Below are 21304 nucleotides of genomic sequence, written 5' to 3' on the forward strand. Positions count from 1 at the left end.
AGCTTCGTGGCCGACTACACGCTCAGCAAGCGTACAGACGTCTATCTCACCACCGCATGGGCGCATAACGGCAGCCTGGCCAATGACGGTCCCTTCACCGGCTTCCTGTTCAACTACGCGCAGGCGCCCGGACAGAAGAACATGGTCGGCGCGATGCTCGGCGTTCGCCACATCTTCTGATGGGCTTGCCAATAGAAGCATTGAGCCTTGCCAGCGGTCGCTGGCGAGGCTCTTTTCGTATTTCCGAGCCAGCTTCCCTCTTCCAGCTTGCCGGATGGGCCACACCGCCCGGCTACCGCGGTTGGCGCGCCGGTCCCGGGCACCGACGGATAGGCTGGTGGCCTCAGGCCGCCCGGGCGTCGCTCAGGGCCGGCTAATCGGTGTAACCGTGCGCCGCACCGCCGAAAGAAGCCATTGCGGTCCGCCTCGTTCATCGGCGCACGATATTCGTCAATGTCCGACCGGGTCTTCCTTCGCATCCCGGGGTGAAGCAGCGCTGGCGGGGCGTCATTGCATCCGCCAGCCGCGTGGGGTGCTTATGTTGTCTTGCGAACAGTTCTATCCCCCAAAGGGATGATTCTTAATTGAAACTTAGGTCAATGCTGCTGCGACTACGAGGACACGGCCATGCGCCCATATGCCTCAGGATTGGCCACCTATATCCTGCTGTGCCTGATGCTGACCCCTGAACAGTGGGTCCCATGGCTGCAGCGGGCAGAATCATTTAGGGGATTGATCACCTTTGGGGTACTGGTCAAGTCCATGCCGGCAGTCTTTGCATTCTTCGCACTGACCACCCGGGCAGGCCAATGAGGCATGCAAACGTGCCTGCAATGGACTTATCCGTCGCTTTGGCGCGCCGCAATATTCGATGGAACTGTGCGAGAGGCCCTGCATGCCTTCAGGAGGCGCTAGCACCCCGGACAAGTGTGGGCGCCCGTACGAACGCCACATATCAGTGGCCCTAGACTAGGACATATCAGCGTCTCTGCTGCCTCCGAAGCGAGTCTGGTCCCCTGGCCGCGCGGCCGCGGGCCGGTCGTCTCCTATGCTGCGGAACAGGCATACCGGAAAGACAGCAGCGGCAGTACAGCGTCGCATCCGCGATGGCGCCATTCAGGGGGCATAGATGCGCCAGTTCAAGCCACTCACCAGCCTGCGTCTGTTTCTGGCGCTTTGGGTGCTGTGCCTGCACTGGTTCCACGGCTACGGCGCCAGCGGTTCATATTTCGATATCGGCTTCACAAGCACCTTCTTTGATCATGGCTATCTCGGCGTGGATGGGTTCTTCATCCTGAGTGGCTTCATCCTCGCCCACAACTACGATCCCGCGCCCGGCAACCGACTGGACTGGAAAACGTTCCTGGTCGCGCGGATCGCGCGGATCTATCCCGCCTACGTTGCCTGTTTGCTTGTCTTTGTTGCTGCGGTGATTGTTCGGGACCTGATCCTGCATAGGAACATGGTGGGAACCACCAACTATTCCGCTCCGGACTTCCTGCTGGAACTCTCCATGCTGAGTGCGTGGCGGTATGCCGGGCCGACCGGATGGAACGACGTCGGCTGGTCGGTGAGCGCGGAATGGTTCGCCTATGTCTGGTTTCCACTTTTCCTGTTTGCGGCGCCGCGCCTGAACAGGATCCGCATTATGCTGGCGGCAATCCTTGCACTGGTGGCGCTCGGCATGGTGGAAGCCACTTCGCCCACCCATCTGTCCCTCAGTGGTGGTGTAGCCCGGTTGATTCCCGAGTTCATGTTGGGCGTGCTTCTCTGCCGCCTCCGGGAAGCAATTCCACATTACGACGGATTCGCCGGGGGCGCACTGCTGTCATTGGTAATTTGCGGGGTTGGCGTGGAACTCGGCGTGGACACCCTTTTCGTCGCAGGCGCCGCTGGGCTGGTCTTCTCGCTCTCCTATGAAAAGGATGCGCTGACTCGCCTCCTCTCGATGAGCGCGCTGGTGTTTCTCGGCGAGATCTCGTACTGCATCTACATCGTGCAGAGAATCCCGCAGTATCTGTTCACATTCGCCAGGTCCCGGCTGCCCGACCTTGCCGCGATGCCAGGCGCGACACAGGCTTTTTTCTTGTTCGCTTTTACGGTCGGCGCCTCGATCTTACTCCACTACGTGGTTGAGAAGCCGATGCGGTCCTGGATCAACCGTCAACTCGGCTCAAGACGGCGGCTACGTGAGTCGCTGACTGCGCGAGAGAAACCGCGCCTCGATCAACAATCAGACCACAACCAGAGCGAGATAAGGGCAACCAGGAAACAAGGCCGCGCTTTGCAGCCCATTCGAGCAAAGACACCCCAAAACAAGCCAGCTGGGCGGGGAAGATAAAAGATATATGAGGCATCAATCCTCCCACGGTACAGGTCTTAAGCCTGTTCGGTACAGGTCTTAAGCCTGTTCGGTAGCGGTGACGCGCTTGTCGTTCGTTAGCTGGAACCCACATTGATGCTGGAAAGGAAAGCCGTCTCGAACGCCAAGGCTTGTTCGTTGCATCTGGTGTGCAGAGGCCGGCCGAGCCAACAGGTACCCTTGCACGCGGTCGCAACCGATTTCGCGCAGGAACTGCATCTGCGATGGCTGCTCGACGCCCTCAGCTACGACGATGATGCCGAGGGCTTTCGCCATCGCAACGATCGCTCGCAGGATTGCGCCGTCGGTCGTGCCGGGACCGATCTGGGTAAGTAGCGACCGATCCACCTTGAGCGTATCCACGGGTAGTGTCCGCAAATAGGCGAACGCAGAATACCCGGTGCCGAAATCATCAATCGCCAGACTGATGCCCCGCCCTGCCAACTCTCGCAGCAGCGCACCGGTTTCTTCATGGGCCGTCATGGCCATGCTCTCGACAAGTTCGAATTGCAGGCGTCGGGCAGGCAATCCGGTATCACTCAAGACGCTTGCAACCTCATGCAGAAAGCCTTCGTGCCGGCACTGCCTTGCGGAAAGGTTGATCGCGATTCGTCCGAAGTCGAACCCTTCATCCAGCCATGCGCGCGCCTGGCGGCAGGCTTCACGCAGGACCCACGCCCCGATCGGGACGATCAGCCCAACCTCTTCGGCAACCGGAATGAACTGGGCCGGGGAAACGAGGCCCCGTTGCGGATGCTGCCACCGGATCAGTGCTTCCACACTGGTAATCGAGCCGGTCTGCACGTCGTACTCCGGTTGGTAGTGCAGATGGAACTCATTGGCCGCCAGGGCGTTGTGCAGTGCACTTTCAAGCACGATCCGCTCGATCGACGACGAGTTCATCTGGGGTGCAAAGAACTGGAAATTGTTCTTCCCGGCTTCCTTTGCCTCGTACATCGCACGATCCGCCTGCATGAGCAACTGTTTCGGTTCGGTAGCGTCGTCGGGATACATGCTGATTCCGATGCTCGGCGTGACAAACACCGGTTGCATGCCGACATTGACCGGCTGGGCCACGGAATGCAGAAGCGACTGTGCGATCCGCCCGACATGGCGGATGTCCTCTATGTCTTCCGCAACAATCGTGAATTCGTCTCCGCCCAGACGTGCAACCGTATCGCTCTCCCGCACCGCGTGCTTGAGTCGGTCCGCGATGACTTTGAGCGTTTCGTCGCCGATCCCATGACCGAGCGTGTCATTGATCAGCTTGAAGCGGTCAAGATCGATGAACATGACCGCCACCCGTTTTGATGTGCGCTGCGCCCTGACCATTGCGTGGTTCAGGCGCTCGCTGAACAAGGTCCGGTTAGGCAACCCGGTGAGTGCGTCATGGGTAGCAAGATAGCTAAGGCGCTCCTCATCCAGTCGGCGGCCGGTTATGTCAGAGAAGATCGCCGCGTAGTGGGAACATCGCCCGTCTTCATCACATATCCCGGATATCGACACGTACCCGAGGTAGAGTTCGCCGTCTTTCTTCCGGTTCCATATCTCGCCTTTCCAATGTCCCTTCTCACGCAGGACTTTCCAGAACGCCCGATAAAATTCAGGGGATTGTCGGCCGGAACTCAGCATCCTGGCGTTTCGCCCGACTGCTTCGGACTCCGTGTAGCCTGTCAGGCTGGTAAAGGCGGGATTGACCCTCTCGATGTTCCCCTGCAGATTGGTGACCATCACACCGTCCATCGACGATTCGAATACCCGGTCAGCAAGCCGCAAGTTGTAGCGCGATTCGAATAGTGCGTCATCGCGCTCGCGCAGTGCGATCTGTAGCTTGTGAACGTACTCGTATTCAACCTCTCTCAGAATGTCCGCCAGACCCAGCACACCAGTTAGCGATCCCTGTTTATCAAGCACGCCGACGTGTCGCATACGGTGCTCAAGCAGATACTGTCTCGCTGCATATAGGCTCTGCGACTGTCGCAACGAGCGCAGCGGACGACTTGCATAGGTACCTACCGTCCCGAGCAACGTACCGCCGGCCACGAGGCGAACGATGTCGCGCTCTGTCAGGATGCCATGCGCGTTCTCCGGATACTTGACAATGATCGCGCTCAGCCGCTGCGTTCGCATCAGGTGCATTGCCTCGCTCACGGAAAGGTCGTGACTTACCACAACGGGTATCGAGACCTTTACGGATTCAATGGACTTCATCTGCAGAAAGAACTCGGCGCCTTGACTCATTACAAGGTCGGTCTGTGTCAGGATGCCGAGCGAGCGATCCTGGTCGTCAACGACCAGGCAATGACGAATGCCTGTGGTTCTGAAATAGACGGCAGCGTCGCCGAGGCGAGTGCTTGCGGGCAACGACAGGACAGGATGACTCATCACCGAATCGACGGGCTCAGACAGAACGTTGGCGCCGTCCGCCAGCGCCAGGGCATCATGTTCGGTCCAGATGCCGATGGCGTGTCCTTCGTCCACCACAATAATCGCGCTACACCGTTGCTCTGCCATGCGTTTGGCGGCATCCCTGACGGGCGTGTGGGGCGGGCACTCGAGCAGCGACCTTAATATAAGTCGCCCGATTTCGAGATCCGATGCGGGATTTTTCATGAATTTTTGCGAACTGCGTTAAGCGTATTTTTTAATTTGTGCTCAACGTATCATCGAGAACTTCATTCAGTCTTGGCTGATACTCGGGTATTCGAACGTCGGATCCACACCGGCAACGCAGCGGATACGCGCCCATGACCTATGTCCGTTGCTTCCCCGGCCGCTTCAAGCATGCAAAGGCGTGGCGAAAAGCATGCGCCCGCCGCTCGCCCGCAACGTACGAAACAGCCTGGAACCCGGTTCCCCGGGGTGGCATGGAAAACCCGGAAAGCCAGATGGCTCTCCGGGCTTTTTGCTGCCTGGCGTCGGCAGGCCAGCCCCGGCGACAGAGATGCCGGCACCACCCGTCACGCCGAATCCTCTTCCCCGTGCCGCCGGAGATGCCCCGGGAGGAGCACCAGGGCTCCTGACGCCGAAAGCGCTCAACTCAGGCGCTCGCACCCCGCAAACGCACGCCGTCGCGCCGCGACATCACCGCACAAGGTTTTGGATTCCCTGCGCTCCGTCCACCGCGGCGGGTGGGCCCGCCTGTCATGTGACCGGAGTACTTCAGCCAGCCGTTCAGGCCACGGCAGCCCGCAACAGGCGCTGCCGAACCCATCCGCCTAGCTCGCAAGAACGTTCACCGCGTCTTCCAGCGCCTGCGCCTGCTGCTTCAGCCCCATTGCCGCCGCGGCCGACTCTTCGACCAGTGCTGCGTTCATCTGCGTGATCTGCGTGATCTGCTCGATCGCCGTGCTGGTCTGCTCGATCTCGACGCTCTGCCCTCTGCTGGCATTGGCAATCGCCGAGATCGTCCGTGTCAGCGCCGAGACGGATTGCTCGACACGGTCCATTTCGCTGCCGGCACTGACCGCAGCCTCGGTGCTGGCCTCCACCACTTCGAGCGAGTTCTCGATCAGCACCTTGATCTGCTTGGCGGCCGCCTCGGCCCGCTGGGCCAGCGTTCGCACCTCGCCCGCCACCACCGCGAAGCCGCGCCCGTGCTGGCCGGCGCGCGCCGCCTCCACCGCGGCGTTCAGGGCCAGCAGGTTGGTCTGGATGGCGATGTCGTCGATGACCGAAGTGATCTCGGCAATCTTGCGCGACTGTGTGCTCAGCTGCTCCATCATCGTGGCCGAGCGGCGCACCCCGCCAGCCGCTGCGCAAGCTGACTCGGCGGTACGGCGCCCTTCCTGGTGGGCCTGTTCGGCATCGCTCGCATTTTGCCGGGCGGTTTCCGTGATCTGCGTGAGCGTGGCGGTGGTTTCTTCAATGGCGCTGGCCTGCTGCTCGGTCCGTTCGGACAGGTCGGCATTGCCGCTGGCCAGTCCGACGGAAGACTGCCACACGCCGGCAATCGACGTCCGCGTATCCAGCAGCACGCCCACCAGGCGCGCATTCATCTGGTTCAGGAAGCGGCCAAGCAGACGCGTCTGTGCGTCCCCGCACTCGGGAAACCGGTGCTGCAACTGCCCGGAGAGCACGGCCAGCGCGCTCTGGTTCAGGCCCATCAGTGGCCGGAACAAGTTAAGCACGAGGTAGCAGGCGGCCGCGCAGCACATCGCCGCAGCCGCCCCGGTCAGCGTCCAGGTGACGGCAGCCGGAGCCGACCAGAACGTCGCACCCGCCGCCGCCAACAGGATCAGCACGATCTGCGCGAACTGAACCGCCAGCAGGCGCGCCACCACGGGCAGCCGCAGCATGCGCTGGATGACACCCGCGAAGCCCTTGCGGAAAGCCTCGCCGCCAGACAAACGCCAGCGGGAGCGCGCCCCGCGTTGCAGGTCCGCGTAAAGGCGCGTTGCGGCGGCAATCTGTTCCCGGGCGGGCTTGGTCCGCACCGACAGGTAGCCCGCGGGCTTGTCGTCCTGGAAGACCGGCGTGACATTGGCCAGCACCCAGTAGAAGCCGCCGTCCTTGCGACGGTTCTTCACCACGCCGGTCCACGGCGTGCCGCCACGGATGGTTGCCCACATATCGGCAAACGCGGCCGCCGGCATGTCGGGGTGGCGGATGATGTTCTGCGGCTGGCCCATGACCTCGGCACGGTCGTAGCCGCTGCTGCGGAAGAACGCCTGGTTGGCGTATTCGATATTGCCCCGCACGTCGGTCCTGGTGATGATGACCTCGTCCGATGGCAGTTCGTACTCTATGTCCGTGACCGGCAGATTCACTCTCATATGGCTGGTTGATTGTCCTGATGCAACCTCGGCTCCGACTTTGTCTGGAAATTCATTCGCACTTGATTTCCGGCCCGGCCCCGGATCCCGGGACCGCGCGGCAGTATTCCCGATGGGTCACGCCATGAGGAGGTGGTCCGCGGCGAACATCGTTTCAGTTTGACCGGGCGCAAATGCAATGCATCCCTACCCCTTCGGGAGGATTGCATTCAGGCAGGCGGCGGCCCGCCTTGATGGCCGGCACGCTGCAAGGCAAAAGCCCCGCAAGCCTAGAGCCTGCGGGGGGCTTCGCCTTGTCTGCGGCAACCAACACTGGCGCAGACTTGATGCCCTTTCGTGCCGCACCGCGGTGCCACCCCGACTCAGATGCCAGGTTCCAACTCACCTCTGATCTCCATCCCATTCCGAAGGATTCCCGGCCATGCCGCGGAGCCCCAGATGGCCTGGAGGCCAACCGGTCTTTGCAAATTGGGCAAAGCCGATGATCAATGCTCGGAACGACTGCCTGTGCAAAAAGCAGCCGATTTGCATACTTGCGAAAGGATCTTGCCTAATCTAGCCTTATAAGCGGTGAGAAGTATGGTGCGCTTGGCCGCGCGTTCCGAGACTGACAATACGATTCATCGATACAGCGCTGGCGGATACGAGCCTTGGTTCCGGTAGCAGTCGGCGCGTCGTTGCCAACCTCAATGAAACTGAACCGAGGAGGACGTGATGAGAATGCGCACCGTAATCGCGGCAGCTTCGATGGTGGCCTGCGCCATCGCGGCCGGCACGGCGCACGCCGGGGCAACTTTCGACGCCGTGAAGAAGAAGGGCTTTGTCCAGTGCGGTGTGAATGTCGGGCTCCCGGGATTCTCCGTCGCCGACGAGAAAGGCGTCTGGAAGGGCCTTGACGTCGACGTCTGCAGGGCAATTGCGGCTGCGGTATTCGGCGACGCCTCCAAGGTGAAGTTCACGCCGCTCACCGCCAAGGAGCGATTCACCGCGCTGCAGTCCGGCGAGGTGGACGTCCTCTCGCGCAACACCACCTGGACAGTGACCCGCGAGGGTGGCCTGGGCATCGTCTTCACCGGCATCACCTACATTGACGGGCAGGGTTTCCTCGTGAAGAAGAAGCTCGGCGTGAAATCCGCGCTCAAGCTCGACGGTGCGACGGTTTGCGTGGGATCGGGGACGACCACGGAGCTGAACCTGGCGGACTATTTCGCGCTCCATAAGATGAAGTTCAAGTCCGTTGTCTACGACACCTCGGACGAAACAGAGAAAGGCTTCGCGGCCGGCCGCTGCGATGTCCTCACCAGCGATCAGTCGCAGCTCTATGCACTACGACTCAAGCTCGCCGATCCCGATAGCGCCGTCGTGCTTCCCGAAGTGATCTCCAAGGAGCCGCTCGGCCCGGCCGTGCGCCAGGGTGACCAGGAGTGGTTCAACATCGTGCGCTGGACCCTGTTCGCGATGCTGAACGCCGAAGAGCTGGGCGTAAGTTCGGGGAACGTCGACCAGATGAAGCAGAGCAAGAACCCCGACGTCAGGCGCTTGCTGGGCGTGGAAGTCATCAAGCACGGTTTGGGGTTGCCCGACGACTGGGCCTACAAGATCATCAAGCAGGTCGGCAACTACGGGGAGGCGTTCGACCGCAACGTCGGTTCCGGCAGCCCGCTCAAGATCAGCCGCGGCCAGAATGCCCTGTGGAACAAGGGCGGCCTGCAATACGCGCCGCCGGTTCGCTGATCCGTGGGCGGGTGGGCTGCCGCGCCCGCCTGCCGGCTTCAGGCCAGGAATCTACTGCGACCCGGACCATGGACCAGACGAAAGAGCCTCCTGAAGCGCGGCCGGCACGGCCACTGCCCTGGAACGATCTCCGGGTCCGGGCAATCGTGTTCCAGGTACTGGTGATCGCCGGTGTCATCGCGCTCGCAGCCTATCTGGTCCGCAATCTGATGCACAACCTCGAGGTGCGCGGCATCTCGACCGGATTCAGCTTCCTCTCGCATCGGGCGGGCTTCGCCATCAACCAGTCGCTGGTCCCCTACAGCGAGGCAACGTCGACCTACGGGCGTACCTTCGTCGTCGGCCTGGTCAATACCCTGCTGGTCTCCGGGCTGGGCATCGTCTGCGCCACCATTCTCGGATTTATCGTCGGCGTGTCGCGCCTTTCCCGGAACTGGCTGGTGGCAAAGCTGGCGTCGGCCTATATCGAGACTTTCCGCAACCTCCCGCTGCTCGTCCAGATCCTTTTCTGGTACTTCGCCGTCTTCCTGAACCTGCCGCCACCGAGCGAGGCGTTGCACATCGGCGACTCGGTCTTTCTCACACAGCGGGGCCTCTACCTGCCGCTCCCGGACGCGCAGGCCGGATTTGGCTGGACGGCCCTCGCGCTCGTTGCGGCGCTGGTCGCGTCCGTCGTCCTCGTGCGCTGGTCGCGGCGCCGCCAGGACCGCACCGGCAAGCGGTTCCCCGCGTACCTGGCTTCCGCCGGCTTGCTGGCCAGCGTGCCGCTCGCCGCGTTCGTCCTCACGGGCCAACCGCTGCAATGGGTAAAACCCGAACTGACGGGCTTCAATTTCGTTGGCGGCGTTGACGTGATCCCGGAACTCGCCGCGCTGCTGCTGGCGCTCTCCGTCTATACCGCCGCCTTCATCGCCGAAACGGTGCGTGCAGGCATCCTCTCGGTGTCACAGGGGCAGACGGAAGCGGCCCATTCGCTCGGACTGCGCCCGAGCTGGACATTGCGGCTCGTGATCATCCCGCAGGCGATGCGGGTGACGATCCCGCCTCTCACGAGCCAGTACCTGAACCTCACCAAGAACTCCTCGCTGGCCACGGCAATCGGATATCCCGACCTGGTGTCGCTCTTTGCCGGGACCACCCTGAACCAGACGGGCCAGGCCGTCGAGGTGATGTCGATGACCATGGCGGTCTATCTCGTCATCAGTCTCGTGATCTCGATGTTCATGAACTGGTTCAATGCGCGGATGGCGCTGGTGGAGCGCTAGGCCATGACGACTCTCCAGCAACGCCACGCCGACCTGCCCCCGCCGTCCGCCCCGCGCAGAGGGCTGGGCTGGCTGCGCAAGAACCTCTTCGACACGCCCCGGAACTGCGCGCTCACTGTCCTCGCGCTCTGGCTTCTTTACCTCGTGGTGCCGCCCCTGGTCGAGTGGGCACTGGTAAGGGCCGACTGGGCGGGTACCCGCAGCGAGGCCTGCTCCAGGGTTGGCGCGTGCTGGCCATACATCCGCGTGCATCTCAACCAGTTCCTGTACGGCTTCTATCCGGTCGCCCAGCAGTGGCGGGTGAACCTCGCGATTGCGCTGCTGGTGGCGCTCATCGCGCCGCTGTTCTTCAAGCGCTTTGCGCTGAAGCCGTGGCTGGGTGCCGCGATCCTCCTGGTCTATCCCTTCATCGCCTTCTACCTCCTGGTGGGCGGCCGGTTCGGTCTGAGCCATGTCGAAACGAGCAAATGGGGAGGACTGTCGCTGACGCTGGTGATTGCCATCGTCGGCATGGTGGCGGCCCTGCCGCTCGGCATCGTCCTCGCGCTCGGCCGGCGCGCCACCAACATGCCGGTTCTCAAGGCCCTGTGCGTGGCATTCATCGAGCTCGTGCGCGGGGTCCCTCTCATCACCGTCCTGTTCATGTCCTCGGTGATGCTGCCCTTCTTCCTGCCCGAAGGGCTGAATTTCGACAAGCTCCTGCGCGCCCTGATCGGCGTGGCGCTGTTTGCATCCGCCTATATGGCGGAGGTGGTGCGTGGCGGCCTGCAGGGCATTCCGAAGGGCCAGTTCGAGGCCGCCGCAGCGCTGGGGCTGGGCTTCTGGAAGTCGACCGCACTGGTCATCCTGCCCCAGGCACTCAGGCTGGTGATCCCGGGAATCGTGAACACCTTCATCGGACTCTTCAAGGACACGAGCCTGGTGCTCATCATCGGCCTGTTCGACCTGCTCGGAAGCATCCAGGCCGCCAATGCCGACCCCAACTGGCTGGGGTTTTCGACCGAAGGATACGTGTTTGCGGGATGCATCTACTGGGTTTTCTGTTTCAGCATGTCACGCTACAGCCAGCGGCTTGAGAAGCAGCTGCAAACGGGCCACAAGCGCTGAAGTGCAATGAGGAAAGCACATGAATGCCGGACAAGCCATTGATTCGTTGGCGAACGCTGCGAGCGCCGGCCCGGCCATGGTCGAACTGCGTGGCGTGCACAAGTGGTACGACAAGTTCCACGTGCTCAAAAACATCAACCTGAGCGTCGCCAAAGGCGAGCGCGTTGTCATCTGCGGGCCCTCGGGCTCGGGCAAGTCCACGCTGATCCGCTGCATCAATCACCTGGAGGAGCACCAGCGCGGCAGGATCATTGTTGACGGCGTTGAACTCACCAGCGACGTGAAGAACATCGAGAAGGTCCGCAGCGAAGTGGGCATGGTGTTCCAGCAGTTCAATCTCTTCCCGCATCTCACGGTCCTGGAGAACTGCGTGCTGGCGCCGATGTGGGTTCGCCGGATGCCGCGCAAGGCCGCCGAGCAGACCGCGATGGAGTACCTCGAGCGTGTGCGCATCCCCGAGCAGGCGAACAAGTATCCCGGGCAGCTTTCCGGCGGCCAGCAACAGCGCCTGGCAATCGCCCGCAGCCTTTGCATGCACCCCAAGATCATGTTGTTCGACGAGCCCACCTCGGCGCTCGACCCGGAAATGATCAAGGAGGTGCTCGATGTCATGGTGGAACTCGCCAGGAGCGGGATGACCATGCTCTGCGTGACCCACGAGATGGGCTTTGCGAAGACGGTCGCCAATCGCGTGGTATTCATGGATGGCGGCGAGATCATCGAGGAGAACGAACCCGGGGCGTTCTTCACGCACCCGCAGCATGACCGGACGAAGCTGTTCCTGAGCCAGATCCTCAATCAATAAGGCCGAACCAGATCCCCTGTCGAGCGCCACAACGCCCATGCATGGGGCAGGCATTGCCTGCCCCTCCCTCACCCGGCGATCAGTCCGGGGCGCGCTCCGGCACCGGCAGGTGCACCCATTCCTTATAGAAGGCCTCGATGTCCGGCTCGAAATCGTGGATCACGGGATACCATGGGGTGGGCGCCTCGACGTCGTGCATGGTGCCGCACGCCGGGCAGTAGTACTCGCGATATACCTGCCACTGGGTATCCGGGGCCATCAGCCTGGGATAGACCTCGGTCATCGCCTCCTCGGTGTCCCGCACGTAGATCGAGGCATGGAGTTTCCAGTTCTCGCGGTAGTCGCAGAACTCGTGGCCGCAATCGCACTTGATCACCCACTTCCTGGTGGCGGCCGATTGCACGATATGCATGTGCGGGCCGAGCGGAAGCACGATGCGGTCCGGGAAGCTCACCTTGGCCTGCAGGGCGGCCAGGTACTGCTCGAACCGGCTGTCATCCTTGGGCATCGAGAGCATGCGGAAGGTGGTTTCCCAGTCCAGGGAGCCTTCGACGAGGTGGGCAACCTGTTCATTGGTGTAGGCAGACATTGTTCAGCTCCTTGATTCGGTGATTACTCTTCGACCTGGACGACAGTGGTGACGTCGGGCAGCAGGGAGAGGTCCATGCGGTGCTTGGCGCCGTAGGACGGCACACCCAGTTCCTCCTCCAGCAACTGCCAGTCCGCGGGCAGGTTCCAGAATGCCTTGAACTCCCGCGTGAACTTCTCCGACAGGGCGAAGCTGGTGGCGAACATGTGTTGCACCTGGACGGCTGCGTGCTTGTTGAGGATGCGTTCGCGCTCCTCCTTCATCCACTCGCGGGTTGGCAGGGACCGGGCCAGGCGTTCCTTGCGGATCTCGGCACGGCGGGCCTGGGTCTTGCCTAAATCTACCGTGAACACGCCCTTGGCGTCCTGGGTGAAGACGGCGCCATAGACCTTCTGCGCATACTCCGGCAGCAGGAATTTCTGGTTGAGGTCCGCCTCGACGGCTTTCGGATCCCGGTCGATCGGGTCACCAAAGCCTGGCCCCCCGCGCAGGTAGTTGAGGTACAGGTCGTGGTTGGCGTAGCAGTCCTCGGTCGTGATGCACTGCTTGTCACGCTTGACCACGGCAGTGGCATCGATGTGGCGCTCGTAGTCGGGGTTGCCCGGATCGATGTCACCGCCCAGGGGCAAGGAATCGCCGATGGCGATGCGCTTGTCCAGCCCTGTCTTGTGTGCCTCGAAGCGATAGCCGGTGGCTGAGGGATAGCCGCCCATCATGCCCCAGTCGCTGTTCATGAAGCCGTTGCCCATGAAGAACATGGTCCAGTCCTGGGCGTTCCACACCATGCGCAGCGTCTCGAAGCCGCAGCCGCCACGGTACTTGCCATACCCGCCGGAGTTGGCCTTGACGTTCCGGCCAAGGTAGAGCAGCGGCTCGGCCATCTCCCAGATCTCGATGTCGCCCATGTCGCCTTCCGGGTTCCAGATCGCGGCGGCGTGGTTGAGGCCGTCCTTGACGGCGCAGGCACCGGTACCGCAGGAACTGGCCTCGAAGCTGTTGACCGCGTGGATCTCGCCATCCTGGTTGATGCCGCCGCCTTGCAGCCAGTTGGAGGTGTTGGCGTTGCCGGCATTGACCTCTTCCAGATAGCCGCGGCTGAAATAGGACTGGGAAAGACCGCGCCACAGGGCCGCCCAGCCGGAGACCAGGAAGTGCCAGGCGTAGGCGTGGCCGGTGCGGCGGTCATCCGGGTTGCACCAGGTGCCCTTTGGCAGGCGGAACTCGGTGGCGAAGTAGGCACCGTCGTTGATGCGCTGGGTGGGCACCAGGGTCTGGCACATCATCACCCAGATGCCGGAAGTGAATGCGACCTGATGGGCGTTGAATGTGTGCCAGCCCCAGCGGCTCGCGCCTTCGAAGTCGAGGCGCCACTTGCCGTCGGGCCTGATGGTCATCTCCACCGGAGAGTGCATGATGGAGTCGAGCTTGGCGAAGGCGTTGGAGACTTGCACATCCTCGTGCTTGTAGGGCACGTCGACAAAGGAGACCTTGCGGTATTTGCCCGGCAGGGTCATGGCCTTGATACGGCTCTGCAGTCCGCGGCGGCCTTCTTCGATGACCTCGTAGGTGAATTTCTCGTAAGCCTCGATACCGTCGGCACGAATCACCTCCTCCACCAGTTCGCGGATCATGTGGCAGCCGGCGATGCGGGTCTTTTCGTCGAGGATCCAGTACTTGGGCGTGCGCACCGAGCGCTGGGACTCGTGCAGCCAGTCGCGCAGCGGCTCGTCGTTCACGCCGGTCTTGCGGCAGGTGATCATGTAGCCGTCGCCGAAGCGCTGGGTCTGTCCGGTGGACATCGAGCCCGGCGTCACCGAGCCGGTGTCGATGACGTGCGTGACGCCGCCCACCCAGCCGATCAGCCGCCCCTTCCAGAAGATCGGGACGATGGTGGCGATGTCGCAGGGGTGGACGTTGCCGATGGCGCAGTCATTGGTCGTGAACATGTCGCCGGGGTTGATGCAGGGGTTGGCTTCCCAGTTGTTCTCGATCATGTACTTGATCGCCGCGCCCATGGTGCCGACGTGGATGATGATCCCGGTCGAAGTCAGGACGCAGTCGCCGGCGGCGTTGTAGAGCGTGAAGCAGAGTTCGCCTTCCTGCTCGACGATGGGACTGGCGGCGATCTTCTTGGCAGTCTCGCGGGCATGCACCAGGCCGCCGCGCAGCTTGGAGAACAGCTTCTCGTAGCCGATCGGGTCGCTGTCACGGAATTCCAGTTTCTCGAGGCCGTTGTAGTGGCCGGTGGCCTTGGTGCGCTCGATGATGCCGTCGCGGTGCTGCTTGAGCGTCTGGCCGTTCTGCAGCAGGTCGGCGAAGCCGACTTCTTTATTGCTCATCATGTTCATGGCGGGTCTCCTTACTTCACTTCCTTGAGATGGAACAGGCGGTGCTTGTCGATCGTGGTTTCGAAGCCGTCGGGCACGACGAAGGTCGTGGCGTCGGATTCGATGATGGCGGGACCCACGATGTGGTTGCCGGCCTTGAGGGCTTCCATCTTCCAGAGCGCGGCATCCACCCACTTCTTGTGGCGGTAGAAGGGACGGGTTCCAAGATAGGCTTTTTGGGGCGGCGTCGGGCCGGCATCCGGGTCTTCGGGCAGCACCGGCTTCTGGGTCACGACGGTGCCGCGCAGGATGGCGCCGGTGATCGAGAAGCCCAGTTCCGGCGAGCGGGCGGAGCTCGCGTAGACGCGGCCGTAGGTGTTCTCGAAGGCCTCGACGATCTGGTCCCAGTCGGCGGCAGTGGCGGCGCGGGTCACCGGCGAGACGATTTCGAGGTCATTCAACTGGCCCATGTACTGCATCTTGTAGCCGGGGATCAGCAGCACGTCCTCGGCCTTGTAGCCGTTGAGGACGAATTCCTCGATGACCTTGACTGCCAGTTCTGACCAGGCTTCCTGCAGGCTCTTGCAGGCGGCTTCCTTGTCGGCGTCGGGGGCGTGCTGGGCAACACCAAGGTCCACTGACTTGTCGTAGCGGTACTCGAAGTCGGCGCAGGCGCAGCCGAAGGCCGAGAAGCCGGCCGCCCAGGCCGGCACGACGACATCCTTGAAACCGACGCCCCCGGTGTAGCCGTAGGTGTGCACCGGGCCGGCGCCGCCGTAGGAGAAACAGGTGAATTCCGCCGGGTTGTAGCCCTTGGCACTGATGTTGGCGCGCAGGTACTCGGAAAGGGTGAGATCGAGCAGCTCGATGACGCCGGCGGCGGCATCCTCGACCGACAGGCCGAGCGGGTCGGCGATCTGCGCCTTGATGTGGTCGCGGGCGCGCTGCACGTCGAGCTTGATGGCACCGCCCAGGAAGTTCTCCGGGTTCAGGTAGCCGAGCACGACGTGGCAGTCCGAGACCGACACCGTGTCGAGGCCGCTCTCCGGCCAGCAGGTGCCGACGCGGTAGCCGGCGCTGTCGGGGCCGAGCTTGATCGACTTGCTGTAGGGGTCCAGGCGCACGAAGCTGCCGGCGCCGGCACCAACCGAGTCCATCGCCACCAGGGGCAGCGAGAGGACCAGGCGGGCCATGTCGGGGTCGGACTTGATGGCGAAATTGCCCTTGGTGATCAGGGCCACGTCGAAGCTGGTGCCGCCGATGTCGGAGCAGGCGATGTTCTCGTCGCCCAGGTACTCGCCCAGCAGCCTGGAGCCGATCACGCCGCCGATGGGACCGGAGACGATGGTGCGTGCGAGTTCCTTGGCCTTCCAGCTGATGGTGCCGCCATGCGTGGCCATCACCCGCAGGTCGAACCTGGCGCCGTGCTTCTTGAACCGGTCGCTCACCTTCTTCAGGGTCTGGCGCGAAGGCTCTGCGCCGTAAGCCTCGAGGATGGTGGTATTCATCCTGTGGCTCTCCTTGCGCGACGGGTAGTAGTCCACCGAGGCGAAGACCGGGATATCCGACTTCAGCTTTTTCAGCTCCTCGCGCACGATGTCACGGGCGCGCTGCTCGCTGGTTTCGTTCTTGTGGGACTGCAGCAGGCAAATGACGATGGCCTGTGCGTTGGCCTCTACCAGCTCCCGGGTAGCCTGGCGGACTTCGTCCTCACGCAGTGGGATCACGACCCGCCCCTGCACGTCGGTACGCTCGGTAACGCCACGCGTGCGCGAGACAGGCACCAGGGGTTCGTCGTAGCGGTGCGTGTTCAGGTGAATGCGGTCCTCCAATGCATAGCCCAGATAGCTCTGCAGGGCGCGGCCCATCGAATGAATCTGCTCGAAACCGCGGTTGCAGATCAGGCCAACGTCGAGGCCCTTGCGCATGAGGATGCGGTTGAGCATGGCCGTACCGGAATAGACGCAAGTCACCAGTTCCGGATAGACGTCGTCCACTGTCCGGTCCCAGTGGCCGAGAGCATCTTCGGAAGAGTTGTAGATGGCAAGCGATTCGTCGCCGGGATTGCTCTGCGCCTTGCCGACCACGAAGCGGCCATCGGAGCGCACGAAGAATGTGTCGGTCATCGTGCCACCAGCATCGATGCCCATCACCTGTACGGTGGACTGCGATTCCATACTGCCTCCTGTCATTGATGTAGTCATGGTGGGATCTCCCACAACCCATCCATGGCAAGGCTTGTGCCAGGCCTGGCATGCACCGGGGAGCAGCCCCGCAAGGCGATTGAAATCAACAAGTTGCCGGCATTCCTCGGCCACACCCCTGGTCGCGCGGGCCAGGTGCCGCTGTCCGGATTCCCGACGCCCTGCGCAGCGGTGTCCGGGAACCGGACGCTTTCCGGACAGTTATCGAAGCGATTGGCATCAGGCAAGCCCCGGCATTCGGCACTTGGAGACCTGACGGTTGCCCAACGCGGGTCGCGCCAGGCATGCGCATGTAGGCCTGCCTGTCACTACTGAGATGAACTTCGGCTTTCCCGTGCTCCGCCACGCAGATCGCTTGTAGCGCTGGCACGCGCTATGCGCTGGTTTCACGCGAATGGCAGCGGAATGTGGTGAAGCCCATGAAAGATTCAATGAGGTCAAGGCGCCTGATCGTCGAAGCGGTTGCCGGCATGGACCTGGCGATCGGAACCCATCTTGTCACCGACCGGCTTTGGTACACGCATCATGGCGTCTACGCGGGGGCCGGCAAGGTCGTGCATTACGCGGGTCTGTCGCGGTCGCTGCGTCGCGGCCCGGTACACGAGGTCACGCTCGCGGAATTCGCGCAGGGGCATCCGGTCTGGGTCCGGCAGAGCCTCGGCGCCAGGTTCGCTGGTGTGGAAGCCGTCCAACGCGCCTACTCCCGCATCGGCGAGGATCGCTATCACCTGATTTCCAATAACTGTGAGCACTTCTGTATGTGGTGCCTGTATGGCGAGAGCCGCAGTGATCAGGTCGACGTATGGAAGTTCTGGGCAAGCGATGTGCTGGCTGCCGGGCTCAAAGCGATCAGGCGGCTCACGGTCACGACCTCGCCAGGTGTTTCCGTGCTGCGAGCGGTTTTCCGATTCGGATTCGGGAGCAGGACGTTCGCAAACCCAACGCCATCCATGTCCTGAACCTGCGCACTGGCGCATCGGGAAAGACCCATGGCGAGTCGGCACGGACCGCCTCCCCTACATTGCCACCGTGCATATATACGCAGGCCGTTCGTGATGGCTGCGGCTACTGCTACCGCGCTTGTCTCGGGCGCTTGTTGTCGCTGTCCGGTTTCCGGACACCTATCGCTGCGATGACCGGAAACCGGACACCTTCCAGTTCGTTTGCTGCAAAGCACAAATTGTTGATTTGAAAAGAGATTTATTGACTTGGTGAGGGCACGCGGATACGGTTACTCCAGTCAATTGAGAGCGATCGCCCCATGCCGTTTTCTCGTTGCGGCACCCTGATCCCCCGCATCGGCGACGAACCCGTCGTGGCCTCCGCCTGGGAGCATTTTGTGCAGAACCAGCCCCTGGAAGTGGCAGGTGTGCGCAGCGTCGTCCTGGCGTCGTGGCAGCGGTGCCGTTCCGAGGCCGTTGACCCTGCCAGGCACTCCGCACCGGGGGCTGCCGCCGAACGTGTCCGCCAGTTGCAGCGGCAGAACCGGGAGCTCTGCGATGCCGCGCGTCCGGCACTCGAGAGCCTGCGCGATATCCTGCGCGAATGCGGGACCCTCATCATGCTCTGCGACCCGGGCGGCACCGTGCTCCACCTGAATGGCGAGACCAGGGCCCGCAGCGTTGGCGAGGGGATCAACCTGGCCACCGGTGGCTGCTGGAATGAGGATGTCATCGGCACCAATGCCATCGGCACCGCGATCGCCACCGCCGCTCCGGTTCAGATCCATGCCGACGAGCATTTCTGCCTGGACGTCAAGCGCTGGACCTGCGCCGCGGCTCCCATTCTTGACCCCTTTAGTCGCACCCTGCTGGGAGTCGTGGACGTTTCCGGCGTCAAGGAAACCTTCCATGGCCACACCCTGGGCCTGGTGGTGACCGCCGCCAGGCAGATCGAAAGCGAACTGGCCCGCCGCGACGGTGCGCTCCACGAGCGGCTGCTGACCCGGGCCATCGATCATTTCATCCGTTACGCCAGCGACTACGTTGTGCTCGTCGACAACCGGGGGCGCATTGTTCGCACTAACGGCAATGCGCAGGCGGCGCGGGAGCGCTATGACGTGCGGCTGCCCTCGGAAGTTGGCGGCCAGGTGCCAGGACTCAACCTCGCACTGTCCGAAATCGACCGGTCCTGCCAACGCCTGGAATGGCTGCGCCCCGAATGGCTGCACCCCATGAAGGACCATGACGGCATGCTGGGTACGGTGCTGGTGATCCCGCTCGGGGCGCGCCAGAATCGAACCGCTGTAGCGCTGCCCACGGCCATTACAGCGCCGGCAGGTAACGATGCATTTGGCGAGATCATCGGCGAAAGCGAGCTTTTGCAGGCAACCAAGGCACGCGCTCGCCGCATCGCCCCGCTCGATCTGCCTGTACTGCTCCTGGGCGAGACTGGAGCAGGGAAGGAACTCTTTGCCCGCGCGCTGCACCGGGCGGGTAGACGCGCCGAAGGGCCCTTCATTGCCGTCAATTGCGGCGCTTTCACCCGTGAGCTGCTGGCCAGCGAGCTCTTTGGCTATACCGATGGCGCCTTTACCGGAGCCCGTCGTGGCGGCCTTCCGGGCAAGTTTGAGCAGGCCGACGGCGGCACGCTCTTCCTCGACGAGATCGGCGAGATGCCACTCGACATGCAGCCCCACCTGTTGCGCGTGCTGCAGGATGGCATCGTGGTCCGCCTGGGCGATACCCGCGAGCGGCGCGTTACGGTACGCGTGATCGCAGCCACTAACCGTGATCTGCAGAAAGAGATCGCCGCCGGGCGCTTCCGCGAAGACCTGTACCACCGTCTATGCGTCGTCAGCCTTCAACTACCGGCACTACGCGACCGACCTGGCGATGTCGAGGCAATCATCGAGCATCTCAACAGCAAGCTGGCACACAAGTATGGCTGCGCACCCAAGCAGCTCGAACCCGCCGTGCGCCAGGCGCTTCTGAGCTATCGTTGGCCGGGCAATATACGTGAACTGCAGAATGTCTTCGAGGTTATGTTCGCGCTCAGCGACGGCGACATCATCGATACCTCTCTACTACCCCCGTCCATCGCACAGAGGGCCCAGGGCTCAGTCGCCATATCCACCTCAACGTCAATCCCTGTTTCATTCGGTCGCCTTGAGGAAATGGAGAGACAAGCGATACTCGATGCGATTGCGAATGCCCACGGAAACATGTCCATGGCCGCCCGGACGCTGGGAATTTCGAGGAGCACGCTGTACGTCAAACTGGCCTCGATTCGGGCTCAGCTCAGCAATTCAAGTGCCGCCACTTAGGGGCTCGCGCGCTCACGGTTGCCACCCGGGGGAGCGATGATCGACTGTCTCCGCACGGATGGCCGCTTCGCCGCTTCCGACTGACTCCCGCGCCGGTCCTTGCACTCACCCCGTCCCGGAGAATGCGACATGGCCATCCAGCTCAACCACACCATCGTCTTTTCTCAAGACAAGCAGGTGTCCGCCGACTTCCTCTGCGAGATACTCGGACGTCCCGCGGCCGTGCCATTCGGGCCATTTCTCGCCGTACGGCTGGACAACGATGTCACCCTCGACTTCATGGACGCGGGAGGCGATGTCGCCCTGCAGCACTATGCCTTCCTGATCAGCGACGCCGAATTCGAGCAAAGCCTCGCCCGCATCCGGGCGCGCAACCTGACGTACTGGGCGGACCCGTACCGCCGCCGCCCCGGCGAGATCAACACGGACGATGGCGGCCGCAGAGTCTATTTCGAAGATCCAAGCAAGCACCTGCTGGAGATATTCACCAGGGGATAAGGCGGATAGGCGAGCGAAGGACGATGCGCGCCATATTGCCAATGCCCGCGCTGCGCTACCTTGTTCGTGTTTCTGGACGAGCCGCCGGCATTTGACCGCGCCGACGTCACCGAGGTCAACCGCAAGATTGCCGCGTTCTTCGAGCGGCACCTGGTGCCGTGATCATTTACGGGCTTTGGAACTGTTGAGGGCCCGATAAACTAGAATTATTCACAGTCGCCCCAAATGCGGAGGCGTCTGTCGCCGTGGGTGCAATTCAATGCGCAGAGGTCAGTAATATTGGCTGCGCAGTGCACACCCAAGGGAATAAATGAGGCGCCTGCAACGCTCATATTGAGCGCCTTTTCACGTTGAAGCATTGCGCAGCCGGGGG

The 21304-nt window shown here is 62.5% G+C and carries 14 protein-coding genes and 1 pseudogene; 10 read left to right on the forward strand and 5 right to left on the reverse strand.

Going from position 1 to position 21304, the window contains the following annotated elements:
* The 3 genes and pseudogenes from RM96_RS16325 to RM96_RS16335 all read left to right on the forward strand — a co-directional run.
* Positions 1-180: pseudogene (locus RM96_RS16325) on the forward strand (porin); the annotation flags it as partial.
* Positions 181-627: 447 nt separating this feature from the next.
* On the forward strand, positions 628-813 hold the full coding sequence (locus tag RM96_RS16330; protein ID WP_039012045.1) for a hypothetical protein: 186 nt from the start codon (positions 628-630) through the stop codon (positions 811-813).
* A 316-nt stretch (positions 814-1129) separates the two neighbouring features.
* Entirely contained in the window at positions 1130-2341 is a 1212-nt protein-coding gene (locus RM96_RS16335) for an acyltransferase family protein (protein ID WP_082016576.1), read from the forward strand.
* 60 nt (positions 2342-2401) lie between these two features.
* Here RM96_RS16335 and RM96_RS16340 read toward each other — a convergent pair whose 3' ends face one another.
* Both RM96_RS16340 and RM96_RS16345 read right to left on the reverse strand, forming a co-directional pair.
* A complete protein-coding gene (locus RM96_RS16340; RefSeq protein ID WP_063925991.1) occupies positions 2402-4975 on the reverse strand; it encodes an EAL domain-containing protein in 2574 nt (857 codons plus the stop codon).
* 605 nt (positions 4976-5580) lie between these two features.
* Positions 5581-7137, reverse strand: a complete 1557-nt coding sequence (locus RM96_RS16345; protein ID WP_039012046.1) for a methyl-accepting chemotaxis protein — start codon at positions 7135-7137, stop codon at positions 5581-5583.
* 720 nt (positions 7138-7857) lie between these two features.
* Between RM96_RS16345 and RM96_RS16355 the strand changes: the two genes are divergently transcribed.
* The 4 genes from RM96_RS16355 to RM96_RS16370 all read left to right on the forward strand — a co-directional run bounded on the left by RM96_RS16355 (position 7858) and on the right by RM96_RS16370 (position 12048).
* Complete coding sequence (locus tag RM96_RS16355; protein WP_202966740.1) at positions 7858-8871, forward strand: amino acid ABC transporter substrate-binding protein; 1014 nt, start codon at positions 7858-7860, stop codon at positions 8869-8871.
* 68 nt (positions 8872-8939) lie between these two features.
* Entirely contained in the window at positions 8940-10136 is a 1197-nt protein-coding gene (locus RM96_RS16360; RefSeq protein ID WP_039012051.1) for an amino acid ABC transporter permease, read from the forward strand.
* A 3-nt stretch (positions 10137-10139) separates the two neighbouring features.
* Positions 10140-11243, forward strand: a complete 1104-nt coding sequence (locus tag RM96_RS16365; protein WP_039012052.1) for an amino acid ABC transporter permease — start codon at positions 10140-10142, stop codon at positions 11241-11243.
* 76 nt (positions 11244-11319) lie between these two features.
* A complete protein-coding gene (locus RM96_RS16370) occupies positions 11320-12048 on the forward strand; it encodes an amino acid ABC transporter ATP-binding protein (protein WP_152624126.1) in 729 nt (242 codons plus the stop codon).
* A gap of 79 nt (positions 12049-12127) precedes the next feature.
* Here RM96_RS16370 and RM96_RS16375 read toward each other — a convergent pair whose 3' ends face one another.
* From RM96_RS16375 to RM96_RS16385, 3 genes are read right to left on the reverse strand one after another with little or no spacing between them, the layout of a single operon-like run.
* Complete coding sequence (locus RM96_RS16375) at positions 12128-12637, reverse strand: acetone carboxylase subunit gamma (protein WP_039012055.1); 510 nt, start codon at positions 12635-12637, stop codon at positions 12128-12130.
* A gap of 23 nt (positions 12638-12660) precedes the next feature.
* On the reverse strand, positions 12661-14985 hold the full coding sequence (locus tag RM96_RS16380) for a hydantoinase B/oxoprolinase family protein (protein ID WP_039012057.1): 2325 nt from the start codon (positions 14983-14985) through the stop codon (positions 12661-12663).
* 11 nt (positions 14986-14996) lie between these two features.
* Positions 14997-17141: a hydantoinase/oxoprolinase family protein gene (locus RM96_RS16385; protein WP_039012058.1), complete on the reverse strand. Its 2145-nt coding sequence runs from the start codon at positions 17139-17141 to the stop codon at positions 14997-14999.
* 446 nt (positions 17142-17587) lie between these two features.
* Between RM96_RS16385 and RM96_RS36310 the strand changes: the two genes are divergently transcribed.
* From RM96_RS36310 to RM96_RS16400, 3 genes are all read left to right on the forward strand, one after another.
* The gene (locus RM96_RS36310; protein WP_238587295.1) at positions 17588-18127 is read left to right on the forward strand and encodes a lecithin retinol acyltransferase family protein; all 540 of its coding nucleotides are present in this window, start codon (positions 17588-17590) and stop codon (positions 18125-18127) included.
* A gap of 302 nt (positions 18128-18429) precedes the next feature.
* Positions 18430-20433, forward strand: coding sequence for a sigma-54-dependent Fis family transcriptional regulator (locus RM96_RS16395; RefSeq protein ID WP_039012059.1), 2004 nt, complete (start codon positions 18430-18432; stop codon positions 20431-20433).
* Between the two features lie 129 nt (positions 20434-20562).
* Positions 20563-20931 (forward strand): VOC family protein, encoded by a 369-nt coding sequence (locus RM96_RS16400; protein ID WP_039012061.1) that lies wholly within the window; start codon positions 20563-20565, stop codon positions 20929-20931.
* Positions 20932-21304: the final 373 nt, after the last annotated feature.

Source organism: Cupriavidus sp. IDO (genome assembly GCF_000812465.1).
Lineage (GTDB): Bacteria > Pseudomonadota > Gammaproteobacteria > Burkholderiales > Burkholderiaceae > Cupriavidus.

Coding starts and splice junctions, on each gene's coding strand:
- RM96_RS16340 (WP_063925991.1), bottom strand. CDS start 4,975: ATGAAAAATCCCGCATCGGATCTCGAAATCGGGCGACTTATATTAAGG.
- RM96_RS16375 (WP_039012055.1), bottom strand. CDS start 12,637: ATGTCTGCCTACACCAATGAACAGGTTGCCCACCTCGTCGAAGGCTCC.
- RM96_RS16380 (WP_039012057.1), bottom strand. CDS start 14,985: ATGAACATGATGAGCAATAAAGAAGTCGGCTTCGCCGACCTGCTGCAG.
- RM96_RS16360 (WP_039012051.1), top strand. CDS start 8,940: ATGGACCAGACGAAAGAGCCTCCTGAAGCGCGGCCGGCACGGCCACTG.
- RM96_RS16370 (WP_152624126.1), top strand. CDS start 11,320: ATGGTCGAACTGCGTGGCGTGCACAAGTGGTACGACAAGTTCCACGTG.
- RM96_RS16365 (WP_039012052.1), top strand. CDS start 10,140: ATGACGACTCTCCAGCAACGCCACGCCGACCTGCCCCCGCCGTCCGCC.
- RM96_RS16330 (WP_039012045.1), top strand. CDS start 628: ATGCGCCCATATGCCTCAGGATTGGCCACCTATATCCTGCTGTGCCTG.
- RM96_RS16385 (WP_039012058.1), bottom strand. CDS start 17,141: ATGGAATCGCAGTCCACCGTACAGGTGATGGGCATCGATGCTGGTGGC.
- RM96_RS16395 (WP_039012059.1), top strand. CDS start 18,430: ATGCCGTTTTCTCGTTGCGGCACCCTGATCCCCCGCATCGGCGACGAA.
- RM96_RS16400 (WP_039012061.1), top strand. CDS start 20,563: ATGGCCATCCAGCTCAACCACACCATCGTCTTTTCTCAAGACAAGCAG.
- RM96_RS16335 (WP_082016576.1), top strand. CDS start 1,130: ATGCGCCAGTTCAAGCCACTCACCAGCCTGCGTCTGTTTCTGGCGCTT.
- RM96_RS36310 (WP_238587295.1), top strand. CDS start 17,588: ATGAAAGATTCAATGAGGTCAAGGCGCCTGATCGTCGAAGCGGTTGCC.
- RM96_RS16345 (WP_039012046.1), bottom strand. CDS start 7,137: ATGAGAGTGAATCTGCCGGTCACGGACATAGAGTACGAACTGCCATCG.
- RM96_RS16355 (WP_202966740.1), top strand. CDS start 7,858: ATGCGCACCGTAATCGCGGCAGCTTCGATGGTGGCCTGCGCCATCGCG.